Origin of the sequence: uncultured Acetobacteroides sp., from assembly GCF_963667355.2 — a bacterium.
Taxonomy (GTDB): Bacteria; Bacteroidota; Bacteroidia; order Bacteroidales; family ZOR0009; genus Acetobacteroides.
The window spans coordinates 1,995,855-2,009,534 of sequence record NZ_OY763328.2; the positions used below are offsets into that span (position 1 = coordinate 1,995,855).

Here is a 13,680-nt window from a genome sequence, read left to right on the forward strand (position 1 = left end):
GTTTATTGGCAAGCATTGGGGTGTAAGCCATGCTCAAAGCTGTTTCGAGACGCGAGCATCGCGTCTCTACCAGCCCGAATCAGCGTCGTAGGGTAGAGACGCATTGCATGCACTGCTGTCCGCTAAAATAATTTAAGGTTTGAATTGCTTACAGGTTGAAAGTTCTCCGATAATTCAGCCTTGGCTAGGAACTCTTTTAGGTTCTCCTTTTCAAAAAGCGAAACGCTCAAGATTCGAAGTAATTCAAATGGCGATGACTTTGACTTCAATTCGACACCGACTAGAGCTACCAAGCAGTAGGCGATAATGCCTACATATATTTGGATTTTTACAGAGTTTTCGGAAGTTCCGTAAAATTGCTTTATCCTTAAATGCTGCTTTATCCATTTGAAGTACATCTCAATTTGCCATCTACACTTGTATAGGTATGCGATTTTATGCGCCTCTAAATCGAGGTTATTCGTAAAGAATTCTAGAGTTGCTTTCTTCTCTTCGTTGTAGTAGTAGATTATTCTCAGAGGTTTTTGATACCGAGCTTTCGCCCAACGATTCGACAATCTTATTTTTAAGTCGCGTAAAATGCCTTTTTCATGGACATCGCAGCTACATTCCTCTATAATTTCGAAGTTCATTTTCTCTTTCCTTCGCACTACAAAAAATGCACCTGCTTCATCGATTTTGTTAAGAGATAACAGTTTGACATAGGCTTTGTCGAAAATGTAAAATGCATCCGGTTCGTATTGAAAGTAGTCCATAACGCTTTGATCCCTGACGTCATGGTCGGTGATTACATTGTAAACCGGAATGCTTGTAAGGATGTCAAACATGGTGTGAACCTTAATTCCTCCTTTCCCATTTTGCACCTTGGACCACGAATACGCTTCCCATTTTAAAGTAACTGTTGTTGAATCCAACGCAAGCACACGATGAGGGATTCCCTCCATGAACAGCCCTTCGATGTTACCCCTTTTATCTTGAGCTATCTTAACAACTCGTTCAGCAAATAGCCGAAATATTTCCACATTTCGCTTCTCATTTGCTTCAGACAGCGTTGTGCGGCAAACGCTTTTGCCAAAGCCTAAACGATAAAACTTTGACCGATGCGCATTAAGCGATCCGATGATGTCGCGTAAACTTTCCCGGGCTGTCAGCTGAGCCCACAGCATAACCAAGAAATGGTTCCAGCAGGTAAACGATTTTATGTACTTGTTGCCATCGTACTTATTGACCAAATATTCGAAGTAGTCCTCAGGCAAGAACTGGCATAATTGCTTAAAAATATAGGTTCCACTATTCATTGCTTACAGTTTGTAGCTTGTCGCAAAAGTAAGCATCTGATATGTTCCGACTTTATCGCAACTGAATTAGCAATTAAACATCAATGTGTTAGTAGGTGTTTTAATAATATTTCCCGGACACTAGTGCATTGCATGCGTCTCGTTGTATGGAAGAATTTTGGGTAAAGGCGAAATCCCTGGAGGTCGGGATCGGTTAAGAGCGTAAAGGAATGCAAAAATGCTGATTCAATCGATTAGCCGTTCCGCCTCTTCTCGTAGCGGTTCATGAGCAGCATGTTGATGGCCGAGCCGATCATCGACGCCAGCCCGAGGTAGCAGAAGTGGTTGGCCTGCCACGAAAGGTCGTGGTAGTCGATGTAGGCCGCCGAGAGAGCGGCCAGCGCAAGAGCCACCACCGCAAAGATGCTCCTAATTCTTCGTGCCATGGGGTTTAAGCTTTATGGGTTGAATACGGATCACTTGGACCGCTTCCTCAGCCGGCTGCTTTCGTAGGCGTTGCAGCAGATCATCGACGTAAAGGTGCAGGCCATGGCAACCATCGACTTGTAGTCCGAGGCATTTACCCGCCACGACAGGTTACCGTAGTCCACGTGGGCAGCCGCAATTACGAGCATAACCAGCGCCGCAGCTGCAACAAGGTTTCTAAGCGTTCGAGCCATGAGGTTGCAGCTTATTGGTTAGATATCGATCGGATAAATCGCCTGCGCTCCACGTAGCAGATAACCGCCCCCAGCATGATACCCGAGAAGCCGCCCCAGATGAAGGCTCGGTTACCGTCGGATAGCGATGGTGCGAAGAAGAGCAGTAGCAGCATAAATCCGGCAACCAGCAGCAGGGTGCTCACCAGCGGCTGGTAGCGCCTTTTGGCAGCCTCCACCAGCTCGGCTACGGGGGTGCTATTGTAGTCGGTGGCGCTAAGCCTCCGTATTCGAACGATCAGAACGGGGATGGCCACCGCCGACAGCAGCGAAAGCGCCACGTGGCTCCACAGCGAGTCGATCGGCGAGCTATTTACCCAATGGCTAACCAGCTGAATGAGCTTCACCAAAAGGATGATCGAGAAGTAAACCACCAGGACCTTAAAGGAGTGCACTTGCTTCTGATCCTGCTCCCGGATGCGCCTAACGGCCATGCACTCCTCTTCTTGTGCTTGATTTAGGTTGTATATCATAGTAAGATATTTAGGAAAGATTCGACTTAATGGCGCGCAGCTCCTCCAAAATCGGCAGCTTCTTGGCGTACCAAAGGATGGCGCCTATTAGTAGCCCCAAGCCCAAACCACCGAAGATAGGGATCTGCGCACTCAGAACGTTTTGAAGGGTTGGCGCTTGGTTGCCGGCATAGATGTAAACGATGGAAGCATCGGCCAGGATGAGGAACGGGATCATGCTAATTGCATACTCCTTGGGGAAGAAGGCGAACTTCTTTTCGACATCGGCAATAAACTGAATTACGGGAGCATTATAGTCCGAACGTCCAATCTTCCGATACTTATACCTAAACACGGGTAGGATCGACAGGATGGATAGCACGTAAAGCCCGTACCCCCACCACGACGAGCCATGGGGGTTTTCCAGATACTCGATCAGGCCAATAGCACTGTAGATAACGGCAAAGACAATCATCATAATGCCCGCGCCAACAATTATTAGCCTATCGCGGTGGTCCTCCTTGCGCACCTTCTCGACAATGCCCTCCACCTTGCGGGTAAAGTCTACATTCATATTTTCGTCGCTGTTGTACGAGAGCGACTGAAAGCTATTTTTTAAATCGTCGATGTTCATGTCTTTAGAATTGATGGTTATACCGCAGCTTGCCGCATCTGGGGAAATTGTTCTGTAGCAATATCGCTTAGGCGCTGCTTAATGCGGTGAATCTTCACCCTAATGTTGGCTTCGGAGATACCCAGAATATCGGCAATCTCGCGCTGGGGCAAATCCTCGAGGTACAGGCCGATGATGGTTCTATCCGAAGGCTCCAGGAGGTTGATGCACCGGATCAGGTGCTCGACGCTGGGCTCCATGCCTGTTGGAGGTTCGGTATCCAAGATGTCGAAGCCATCGGGAATCGATCGGGTTTGCAATCCTCGTTTCAGGCTGCGAACATGGGTGAGGCAGGTATTCAGCGCAATTCGGTATATCCAGGTGCTCATGGCAGCATCCCCCCGATAGGAATCGAGGCTCTCCCACACGCGGATGAAGATGTCCTGCATCAGATCCTTGCGCTGGTCGGCATCGCCCGTGTAGAGGCAGCAGAGGCGGAAGACCCGGTCGCGGTTCTTCTGGAAGATCTGCTCGAAGAGCTGTTTGTCGTTTTCCATAAGGTTGATTTATGGTTTCTCAAATCGTTTACAAATCCTTTGATGCCAAAGGTGGGGAAATGTTACAGCCCCAAAGGTGAAAAATCCCCAGCAGCCTACAAAAAGGTAACTGGGGATTGGGTATCCGTGTCGTTAATTAGATTCCGATATCGCCATCTCCTTAATATCATCGTTGATAACCCTTATCTTCTTCCACCTTCCGCTACGGAATCGGAGGTAGAGAACGAAGCTAAACATGAAGAAGAAGAGAACCAGCAGAAACCAGCTAAGCCCTATCGAGAAGTTAAACACATTGAGCGATAGGTAGAGGATCGGAACAAATAGCCAGTGAGATGTTACGGAAGCAATCATGGTAAAATGCGTATCGCCGGCACCCCTTAATGCGCCAACGAGTGCTGTTACCATTGCCTCCACCAAAACGTAGAGGGCTGCGATTCGTACCATCAGAGTAGCAATTGGCACTGCCTGCTCGAATACCTGCGAAGGAACGCTTGGGGCAAACACCCGCGTAAGCGTCTCGGGTATAAAAACGAAAAGGAACAGAACTATCGACGAGTAGATGAGGCCAATCTTTACCGCCGACAGAGCAGCCCTATGAGCCACCTGAGGTCGGCAAGCGCCCATATACCTTCCCACCAAGCTGGTTACGGCAATCTCTATTCCTAGTAGCGGAATAAACGAAACCAAATCCCAGTTGAACATGATTGTCGAAGCTGTTGCCACTACCTCGCCCTTAGCATGGAAGAGCGATATCATTGCCGAGAATGCCATAAAGTTTAGGAACATCTCCACCCCAGCGGGGTAGCCGTAGTAGAGCAGCTTCTTCATAATCTTCCAGTCGAAACGGAACGACTGGGAGATGTGAAACTCCTGACGGTTTTCCTTCCTAAAGTAAGCGACAAAAAGTACGCACACCGCACAGAACGATCCGGTTATGGTTGCAATAGCAGCACCGCGTATCTCCATTGCCGGGAAACCGAGTTTTCCGAATATCAGGATGTAATCCAAGACCACATTTACCACCATTGCCAACAGGGTAGCCTGCATGACAATCTTTGTTTTCCCAATCCCGGTAAAGTAGCATCCGAGCGCATAGCGGAGCAGTCCAAAAATTGAACCCCAAGCAAGAATGTTTAAGTACTCCACCTGGTATCCTACCTGAACGGCAGGAATTCCCATCATTTTGTAGAAGCCTCCGGCAAAGGGGGTAAAGGCAAGTATTACCGGCCACGCCGCCAACGCCACAAGCATTGCCTGAAACGATGACTTTGCAGAGTTACGCCGCTCGTTTGCCCCGAAGTACTGGGCAACAAGCGCTGTCGAATAGCCAATCAGCCCAACGAAGAAGAACATGAGCACCTGCAGCGTTACTCCACCTCCCAGCGAGGCGTTCATCTGCGCCGAATCGACCCTAGCAAGGAAAAGCCTATCGGTGAAGGTCATAATTCCATCACACGAAGTTGATATAATCATTGGGAGTGCTAGGTAAAGTAACTCCTGTATGCCTCCCGGTTTTGCGTACTGTTGTCTAATTTTTTGTTGAAAGTTCATAGTTTACAATAGTTGTATAGTACAGTTAACCCCTACCTGCATGCACACTTGCGCAGCGCATAGAATGCGCATGCCAGCAGGTTAAGCAGCAAAAGTTCTGATAGCGCCACAACGTATAGCCTAAGCAGAATGTAAAAAAGAATATGCGCATACACACCATGTGCGTATGTAACAGGAAAACAAACGAAGACTAACTAAATAGCCTGACGCTTTCGGGCAAAACAATGTTCAGAGAGGTGATTATTCTGCTTGCCAGAAAGGTTGTTACTGAATTGGTAACGTTCGAGAAGGGTGTTTTTGAATCCCCTTTGAGGAAAGGATTACGTGTTCTTTGAAATGTCCCTATTCGAGCGTTAGCAGCTGACCGACATCTTCATCTTACTACGTTTTAAATTTGTAACGCCGCAAAAGTATGACATTTGTTCCTTAAGCGGTAACAAAAAATCCCAAAAGATATTTCACTTTTGGGATTTTCGGTATAGTTCATCGCTGCTCTACTTACAAGAGATAGATAAACGACTCCAAAGGCTTGATGGAAACATCAACGGTACCCACTCCATTGGCCACCTTTAGGGTGGCGGTGGTTCCGTAAAGCGCATCCTTTAGGGTGTAGCTGCCGTTCTTCAATCGCCAAGCCTTAATGATGCTGGCTGGGATGGTAAGGTTGAAGCGGCTCGTGGTTTTTGCGTCGAAGTTGGAGACCACAACCAGCTTTTGCTTGCTGCTCCAGCGCACAAACGAGAAGATGTTACGGTCGTACCCGCTCTGCTTACGGTTTACGGTTTGGATTTCGGCATACTTACCCGTAAGGGCCGAGCTTCGAATGGAGAAGTTGAGCAGGCGCTTGTAGAAGTCGCGCAGCTCCTTTTCGTCGGTGGTAAGGGCGCCGCCATCGAACTTACCGCCATTCATCCAACGCTGATGGTTTGGAACGCCCGCGTAGTCGAAAATGGTGGTGCGCGAGTGGGTTCCGAAGCCAGAACTTAGGCTACCAGCCTCCCCTACCTCCTGCCCGTAGTAGAGCATCGTTGGCGAGGTGCTGATTGCTGCCGAAACCACCATCATAGGCTTACCCTTGGCGGCGCTTCCTGCAAATTCGGGGCTGGCAATGCGCTGCTCGTCGTGGTTCTCCAGAAAGTGCAGCATGTGGTGCTCGATGTCGGCAAGGTCGTTCTGAATTCCAACGATGTTATAGGTAAGGCCACGGCCTTGGATGATGTGCTTTAGCGTGTCGTAGAGCTGCACCTTGTCGTAGAGGTAGTCCATCTTACCCTTGCTGATGTAATTGCGATACTCCTTGGGGTTGTAGACCTCGGCAACCAAAAAGGCGTTGGGGTTCTTCATCTTGATGGAGGAGTTCATGTAGCTCCAGAACTCGACGGGCACCATCTCTGCCATGTCGTAGCGAAAACCGTCGACACCCATGCCAAGCCAGTAGAGGGCAATGTCGCGGAACTTCTTCCACGAGTCGGGAACATCCTTGTTCTTCCAAAAAGCGAAGTGCTCCTTGTACGACTTCTTATCGAACCCGGCAGGGAGCTCGGGGAAATCCTTTGTTCCATCGGGACGAATGCCGTAGTTGATCTTCACCGTCTCGTACCAGTCGTAGAAGTCGGGGCGAGCCAGGCGGGTTCCATTGCCGGTCCATTTGGCAGGGTTTTCGTTGAACTTGCCATCAGAAAGGGGATGATGCTCGCCGCCAAGAGGCAGGTAGCCGTTCTTAAACTCGGGCACCTCGAAGGGTTTTCCGGGGATGTAGTAGAAATTGTTATTGCGCTTGTACTCCACCGAGATATCGTCGGTGCAACCGAAGTCCCTATCTGGAAAAACGGTGCTGTGGTAGCCACGCGCCACGTGGTTGGGAACGATGTCGATAATCACCTTCATCCCATTCTTGTGGGTGCGGGCAATAAGCGCCTTGAACTCGTCGAGGCGCTTGGCAGGGTCGACAGCCAAGTCGGGGTTAACGTTGTAGTAGTCCTTAATGGCGTAGGGCGATCCGGCGCGTCCCTTTACCACATCGGGGTCGTCGTTGCCGATGCCGTACCTGGTGTAGTCGCCAATTAGCGCGGGATGCGGAACGCCCGTGTACCACATGTAGGTTACGCCGAGGTCGTGGAGCTCGCGGAGCGCCGTATCGGTAAAGTCGTTGAACTTACCCACGCCGTTCTCCCCGATTGTTCCCCAGGGCTTGTTGGTGGTATTCGTATTTCCAAAAAGGCGGGGAAATACCTGGTAGATCACCTCCTTATGCGGGGTGCTGCCGCCCTCCGCCAGCGCCTGAAGGCCTGCGCCCGATAGCAGGGCGACGGTTGCCCCTACTAATGCCGATTTCTTCATTATCGAATGCTTTTTTGTTTTCTGCTGATAGGCTACGCGGCATGGCAGGGTATGCCATCATCCGCAATTTACGCCATCGAACTTAGCGAAAATCGGCCAAGCGCTAAAGGGCATGGCGCTAGAAGTAGAAAGATAAAGGACGAAGGTGGTGTTATTCGATATAAATCGCAGCATTCTGCAACAGAAAAATGGGGTGTTGTCCTGCATCAAGACGAATGTGATACTCTTTTTTGAGGTGGTGCTTGTGTTTTATGCTGATGTAATGGTAAAAGGACAAAGTGTGAGGCTGCTGCCAAGCATTGTACGAGGCAAAGAACAGGTGTAACGCTGTTATCGCCACCGAGTGTGCAGCATTTGGCGCGAGCTAACGCCCAATTTCGGGAAGCTGTTGCTCAAAATCGAGGAGGTGATCCTCAAAACTCGTGGAGTAATGCCCAAAGCTTGAAGGCTGATGCCCAAAGCTGCCCCAGTAATGGCAAAAGTAAAGCCGGTGAGGGGCAAAGGACAGGCGGCTCTCCCGTTTTTGGGTAATGCTTCGCCGTTTTTGTAGCTGTTTACCGAGTTTTGGCAGGCAGTGCGCCCCAATTGGGGCATAGTGTTGATGAAAATTGCAATAGTGTTTGTGAAATGGGGCTAAGTGATTGCCAAAACCGTAGAGGTGTTACCCAAAAGTGGAAAAGTAACCGCCAATATATTACAAGTTTCTTTACTTGTGTAAATATTTCGCTGTTTTTTGGTATGTATCGCGTGTTTATTTCGATTGTATTTAGGCACTAGTGTATGTATATCAGCGATCTATCTAGTTTTGCAGCAAAATCAGCATGTTTAACACTACTGTTTAGCTCACTAGATAGTGGTTTAAGCTAATACAGCGCATTCTGGCCTCGATCGTAGTACTGCCCCCAACCGCCAAACCCGCAATGGTGCATAGATGCGCAGGCATCAATGCTCGTTGATAGCGCCCTTACAGGGCTATGGGGCGGACGGGCTCTTTGCCTAGGGGCACCTGCGGTTGCCGCTATAGCCTGGCGGCTATAAATACCTTCACGTAGCGGCGGCAAGGCTTGGCCTTTTATTGGCTAAGCTAAAATAAACCTGCCCCTGCCGCACAACTGCAGCGTATAATCGCTAAATTGTCCGCCTACTTATAGCCGTAAGCCTAAGGTAAGCATGGTAGCACTTCGTTTATGCCCTGTTCGGGGTGGTGGGTTTGCTGGATAGTAGGTAAAAAGACGCTAGAGCTGCACATATACACCCATATAGGGATATATTAGGTAACTTTGTTGCATATATAAACGAGTTATGGGTTATTGCAGAAAGAGACAGTACTTCGAAAGATTAAGCAAATCATAAAACAAAAGACAATGAAAAGACAACTTTTAATTAGCCTGATTTTATTAAGTTTGGCGCAAATTGCAAATTCTCAAACGACAAAACAAGTTACATTATCTAATGGAGATGGATGGTATAGGATAATTGAAGGAACATGGCAAACCAGTGCAATGGTCAATTTATCTGGAATTAGCGGAAGTAATAAGGTTACTGATTTAACAATGTTCATTTCGTTGATGGGGTATTCTCAAGGCGGATCAATTAATATAGTAAATAATCTGTTTTACAATAACAATCATGTTGCTGAAATAAGAGGAGGAACAACAACCAATGGAATCTATGTCTTAGATGTGCATTTTGTAGGTATAGATGTACCCACTAATCTTAATATTACGACAGATGGACATAATATAGTAGTTCTGGATAACCCCCAATTTGCTCCAATAGACAATATAAATGGAAAGATTTTGATTTCAGGTAATGTTATTGGTACAAATAGTACAAGGTTTCCTATTTATTTATCGAGTAATGTTGGTATTGGAACGTCAAATCCACAATATCCACTTGATGTCATTGGTACAATAAGAGCGAGAGAAATAAAGGTTGACCTTAATGGCGCTGATTTTGTTTTTGAAAAGGGTTATAAACTAATTCCGTTAAACGAACTAGAAAAGTTTGTGAAAGAACAAAAACATTTGCCTGAGATAGCTCCGGCGAAAGAGATGGAGAAAAATGGAACGAAATTGGGAGACTTGAATTCAAAACTTTTACAGAAAATGGAGGAAATGACACTTTATATGATTGAGCAGAATAAAGCGATTGAAGAACTGAAACAAATTATAAAAGTGCAAAATAATAAGATTGAAAAATTAGAATCAGCTTCGAAGTAAGGCTGAACAAGCAACAACCCATAACACATGGTATAAAAAATTGCCGTTGCATTGTTGGTTTCGAGATTTTTATTCCCTAGTTCACCGTAGTCTAATTCAACGCACGAGGCTCGGCGGAATTTGCAATTCCATCGAACATAAGTAGCGCCCTTTGACCGCCATTAAACGGCAAGCCTGCACCACCACATAAAAGCGCAGTCATACCAACGGTTGCGCTTTACTTTTTTGCTACTTTTGATTGAGGTCTGTAACCCGCTACTTAGCAAATTCGAAGCTGCAACCGAGCACGAAGTGCAAGCTCAGCGTAGCTAAGCTTCGTCTAGCCTTGAGCGTTTTGGCAGACTACGGCAAGCAGGAGGTCGACATCGCTGGACCCCTTGAAAAGCTTACCGCTAATCAATACCTTCCGCCTCCGAATACGACCAGAGGCCTCGCCAAACTAGGCGTAGTGAGGGGGCTCACGCGCTAAAGTACAAATTTCTTAGTCTGATGGCTATGAGCGAGGACGATACGCTCAATTCTTAATATTCAAACCATTTTGTAAGCATTAGGGCCAGTTGGTTCATCATATATAGCTACCTTTGTTGCAGAAATGTTGGCTGAAAAATTCAAATTTTATCTTATGAAAAGTAAATTACTATTTTTAATCGGTTTAGCTGCTATTTTTTCTTCTTGCTCCAAAGATGGAGAAACTTTAACCCCCAATTTTGATGTTGTTGTTACAGGGAAATCTCCTAATGCAGAAATTACAATTGTAAATAAATCAACATCTGCAACATCTTTCGAATGGGTATTTGGTGAAGGATCAAGCGTTGCTACATGTAAAGATCAAACTCCTGCAAAAGTTATTGTTGATAAAGCTGGAGATTTCACCATTACGCTAAAAGCAACCAATGGTTCTGAAACTAAAGAGCTAACGAAAACCGTAAAAGTTGAAGGCCTAAATGGCATTGCCCTATTTAAGGATGTTGAACTTTCGCAAGTTGCAGGTGACACTAAGATGGGACGTTGCTTATCTGTAAAAACGGGCAAAGTCTACAAAGATGCAGAAGCAAAAGATGCATCTAAAGACATCGACCTTATATACTACGGTAGCCAATCGGCTTTTATCTATTTTGAAAGCCCAGATCAGGCTGATAAAATCACACTTAGCAACCCTAAAAAAACCCTTGTTCAAAACTACAAAAACAGATTTGACGTTAAGGCTTTTGATGCTCTAGTTGATGACTCCTCTATCAAAAATTTGAATGTGGTTAATGACGAAAGTGCTATCGGTTCTCTAGAATTTCCACTAACAGTTACATTCAAAACTGCTGAAGGAAAAGTTGGCATTATCAAAATTAAAGCGATCAATGCCGATAGAATTCTTTTTGATATGAAAGTTCAAAAGTATTAGAACCAAATAAAAAATCATTCAGCCATCATTTCTCTTTTTCGCATGTAAGCTATTCCACCAGCTACTTAGTACATCATTTTAAGGATATCAAAGAGGTGCATTCCTATTTCTCCGATTCAACATTCCTTCTCCATCAAGCTTAAGTAGCGGTCTTTAATCGCCGTTAAACGACCAGCTCGTACTCCACATCATTCCCCCCGCAGAACTTCGTCTCCTCCGCTACCATCTAGCAACCAATACCTCCGTCCGTAAAGACTATCACCAAGGCTTGAACTTGAGGGGCTGCCCTACCAGGAGTAGCGGCAGCTGCTGGAGTCTTTAGGAGGCCGACATCGCCAGCACCCCTTGGAAAGCCCATTTTCAACTCACCCCTAAATCCCCTCTCTTAGCCGAGTGGTTGGTTAACCAGCAAAAGAGCGTTGCGGCTTCTACCTCCTTTACTCAGGCGACGCCTGCTCGGCTAAAAGAGAGGACTTCCAGCGCTCCGAATATGCTGCAGCTTATATCCGTGCCGCGGCCCCCTCTTTGCGAATGGCAAGTATAGGCGCTTACGGTATGGGCAGGCTTGCCAGCGCCATTCGGAGAGAGGGGGATTGGGGGTGAATCGGATTTGCGAAGCGGTTACCCCCGCAGCGCTTCGCCTCCCTCGCTACGCCCAAGCAACCAAATCCTCCAACCGTAATGGTTATCACCAAGGCTGCGCTTTATGGGCTGCTTTTTTGTAAAAAAAGCCCGATAGAGTCGGCTCTACCGGGCATCAGTTATTTCGTGCTATTAAAAATAGGGCTCATCCTAAATTGATAAACATTTTTTTATAAGGGTCACATACTCGAAATCATTGCCTTTCTTTTCAGCCTTCATAGAGAGCATGTAGATGCCGCTATCAAATACCATAATCCCTTCAGCTGAGCCTTTAATACATTCAAGTAGGACCCAAGTGTCGCTATCGGGCTTATACTCGTATAAATTTCTATCGTTATCAATTGCGAAACACCTGTTCTTGTAGGTAAATGAACGCTTAAAATTCTTAACAGGAGCATCCTTTAGCTTTGTCCAGGCTTTTGTAGCAATATTGTACGACCAAAAATCTTGCGCATATATTGCTCCAAATACGGTGTAATAGCCAGACCCTACGTAAATATTTTCACCACGCCTAAAGAAGGCAACATCGCCAACTCCGGTTCTATCCGGATTGTTCGACTCAAGCGTAAATGCTCTATTGGCCTCATCGTAGCTGTAGATGAATGTGCCCTTAGGATCATTTTCATAATTTGTATACCCTCCCATATATAGAACGACATAGGATTTGCCATTATACGAAAAACCGTCGCTACCCCACGAGTACTTCCATACGTTTTCAGGAATACCATTGGGTAGTATCTCGGTATACTGCTTATTGGCAATATCGTAAGAGAAGAATTGATTGAAGGATCTTCCAGAATAGTCTCCCCCTTTGAAGAATAGGAAGCCCTTAGAAGTCTCCGCCGTTTTCATCGAAATGCGATATCCACTACTCACTATATTATTAAGGGATGCTTCCTTACTCCACGCGAATGTTTGGCTATCAAAGCACCACATATCATCAACTACCCAAATATCCCCTGAGGACGTATGTTTAGATTGATCGGGGTTATAACCAACGAATACGTAGCCCTTCCCGTTTACGGTTATGATACTTGGGTCTTTACAAGGCAGCCCAGGAAAGATGCCGCAGGTTTGCCAAGATGACTTGGAATAGGCAACAATAGGCCCATAAACCGTCTCCTTCGCGTTCTTGAAGTAGGGGCGAGCGATTTCCATCTCATTAAAGTTCACCTCCGACATGTCGCAAGAAACGACTCCATCTTTACCAAGCGTACCCTTTATTACCTTATCGCTAAGGGTTGGAACAGGGGACGTAGCCTTACAGTAGCACACCCCAAACTCGGCATCGCGGTAGTCGCTAACAGCCGTAAAAGAGTAGCTGATTTGGTGGAGCTCCTTACCATCTATAAGGGTATCGCACGTGGTTACCTTACCAAAGGTTGTAGGATTTGTGTTATCTCTTGTGCTTACAGTATACTCTTTGCTATAAACGCTTTTACCGCTGGCATCGCGATAGAACACCTTTAGGTAATACGTGGTATTGGAGTATAAACGAGATGCCCTAAAGGCGAAATTTGCAGATACCCCCACAGAATCGCAGTAAACAACGCCTGTGGCCTCCGAAACATTAGGTTTTTCGCCAATAACCATGTACTTGTACTTGGTTGCCTCCGTAAAGCTACCGTTAGCAGAAATAATGGAGCTAGATGTTGCAAACGCGATATCCTTTACACACCCCTTATCCCCTTCATCCTTTTCGCAGGAAGCAAAAAATAGGGAGGAAACAATTAAAAAAAGAGCCAGCCTTCTCATGAAATTAATATTAAGATTCTGTAATACTTTATTGTCGTAAAAGTAGCAATAAATCCTCTCCTCCAAAAAAGCAGCCCCGCGTACACTTCACAAAAGCACGTTCCCCCTTCTCTTTCGGCGATACCCGTATTTATACCTGTTTTACCAAAACAGGTA

11 protein-coding genes are annotated in these 13,680 nt (G+C 46.4%); 2 read left to right on the forward strand and 9 right to left on the reverse strand.

The genetic code is table 11. The features are described from left to right. Positions 1-122: 122 nt before the first annotated feature. The 8 genes from ACHZA1_RS08285 to ACHZA1_RS08320 form a co-directional block, all read right to left on the reverse strand. A complete protein-coding gene (locus ACHZA1_RS08285) occupies positions 123-1,298 on the reverse strand; it encodes an IS4 family transposase (RefSeq protein ID WP_320051689.1) in 1,176 nt (391 codons plus the stop codon). Between the two features lie 233 nt (positions 1,299-1,531). Then, the gene (locus ACHZA1_RS08290) at positions 1,532-1,723 is read right to left on the reverse strand and encodes a hypothetical protein (RefSeq protein WP_320054770.1); all 192 of its coding nucleotides are present in this window, start codon (positions 1,721-1,723) and stop codon (positions 1,532-1,534) included. Positions 1,724-1,753: 30 nt separating this feature from the next. Continuing rightward, positions 1,754-1,957: a hypothetical protein gene (locus ACHZA1_RS08295; RefSeq protein WP_320054771.1), complete on the reverse strand. Its 204-nt coding sequence runs from the start codon at positions 1,955-1,957 to the stop codon at positions 1,754-1,756. An 11-nt stretch (positions 1,958-1,968) separates the two neighbouring features. After that, positions 1,969-2,469, reverse strand: a complete 501-nt coding sequence (locus ACHZA1_RS08300; RefSeq protein WP_320054772.1) for a hypothetical protein — start codon at positions 2,467-2,469, stop codon at positions 1,969-1,971. 10 nt (positions 2,470-2,479) lie between these two features. Further along, positions 2,480-3,082 (reverse strand): hypothetical protein, encoded by a 603-nt coding sequence (locus ACHZA1_RS08305; RefSeq protein ID WP_320054773.1) that lies wholly within the window; start codon positions 3,080-3,082, stop codon positions 2,480-2,482. Positions 3,083-3,099: 17 nt separating this feature from the next. Continuing rightward, complete coding sequence (locus tag ACHZA1_RS08310) at positions 3,100-3,618, reverse strand: RNA polymerase sigma factor (RefSeq protein WP_320054774.1); 519 nt, start codon at positions 3,616-3,618, stop codon at positions 3,100-3,102. Positions 3,619-3,750: 132 nt separating this feature from the next. After that, positions 3,751-5,169, reverse strand: a complete 1,419-nt coding sequence (locus tag ACHZA1_RS08315; protein ID WP_320054775.1) for an MATE family efflux transporter — start codon at positions 5,167-5,169, stop codon at positions 3,751-3,753. A gap of 498 nt (positions 5,170-5,667) precedes the next feature. Then, entirely contained in the window at positions 5,668-7,509 is a 1,842-nt protein-coding gene (locus ACHZA1_RS08320; RefSeq protein WP_320054776.1) for an alpha-amylase family protein, read from the reverse strand. 1,364 nt (positions 7,510-8,873) lie between these two features. Here ACHZA1_RS08320 and ACHZA1_RS08325 point away from each other — a divergent pair. Together ACHZA1_RS08325 and ACHZA1_RS08330 are read left to right on the forward strand one after the other, a co-directional pair. Next, a complete protein-coding gene (locus ACHZA1_RS08325) occupies positions 8,874-9,731 on the forward strand; it encodes a hypothetical protein (protein ID WP_320054777.1) in 858 nt (285 codons plus the stop codon). Between the two features lie 622 nt (positions 9,732-10,353). Continuing rightward, positions 10,354-11,127, forward strand: a complete 774-nt coding sequence (locus ACHZA1_RS08330; RefSeq protein ID WP_320054778.1) for a PKD domain-containing protein — start codon at positions 10,354-10,356, stop codon at positions 11,125-11,127. Between the two features lie 792 nt (positions 11,128-11,919). On the opposite strand, the gene ACHZA1_RS08335 is transcribed toward ACHZA1_RS08330, so the two are convergent. After that, positions 11,920-13,524: a hypothetical protein gene (locus ACHZA1_RS08335; RefSeq protein WP_320054779.1), complete on the reverse strand. Its 1,605-nt coding sequence runs from the start codon at positions 13,522-13,524 to the stop codon at positions 11,920-11,922. Positions 13,525-13,680: the final 156 nt, after the last annotated feature.

What these genes read in the sequence shown, in the direction of transcription:
- ACHZA1_RS08315 (WP_320054775.1), bottom strand. Translation starts at nt 5,169, where the DNA reads ATGAACTTTCAACAAAAAATTAGACAACAGTACGCAAAACCGGGAGGC.
- ACHZA1_RS08300 (WP_320054772.1), bottom strand. Translation starts at nt 2,469, where the DNA reads ATGATATACAACCTAAATCAAGCACAAGAAGAGGAGTGCATGGCCGTT.
- ACHZA1_RS08330 (WP_320054778.1), top strand. Translation starts at nt 10,354, where the DNA reads ATGAAAAGTAAATTACTATTTTTAATCGGTTTAGCTGCTATTTTTTCT.
- ACHZA1_RS08335 (WP_320054779.1), bottom strand. Translation starts at nt 13,524, where the DNA reads ATGAGAAGGCTGGCTCTTTTTTTAATTGTTTCCTCCCTATTTTTTGCT.
- ACHZA1_RS08310 (WP_320054774.1), bottom strand. Translation starts at nt 3,618, where the DNA reads ATGGAAAACGACAAACAGCTCTTCGAGCAGATCTTCCAGAAGAACCGC.
- ACHZA1_RS08305 (WP_320054773.1), bottom strand. Translation starts at nt 3,082, where the DNA reads ATGAACATCGACGATTTAAAAAATAGCTTTCAGTCGCTCTCGTACAAC.
- ACHZA1_RS08320 (WP_320054776.1), bottom strand. Translation starts at nt 7,509, where the DNA reads ATGAAGAAATCGGCATTAGTAGGGGCAACCGTCGCCCTGCTATCGGGC.
- ACHZA1_RS08290 (WP_320054770.1), bottom strand. Translation starts at nt 1,723, where the DNA reads ATGGCACGAAGAATTAGGAGCATCTTTGCGGTGGTGGCTCTTGCGCTG.
- ACHZA1_RS08295 (WP_320054771.1), bottom strand. Translation starts at nt 1,957, where the DNA reads ATGGCTCGAACGCTTAGAAACCTTGTTGCAGCTGCGGCGCTGGTTATG.
- ACHZA1_RS08325 (WP_320054777.1), top strand. Translation starts at nt 8,874, where the DNA reads ATGAAAAGACAACTTTTAATTAGCCTGATTTTATTAAGTTTGGCGCAA.
- ACHZA1_RS08285 (WP_320051689.1), bottom strand. Translation starts at nt 1,298, where the DNA reads ATGAATAGTGGAACCTATATTTTTAAGCAATTATGCCAGTTCTTGCCT.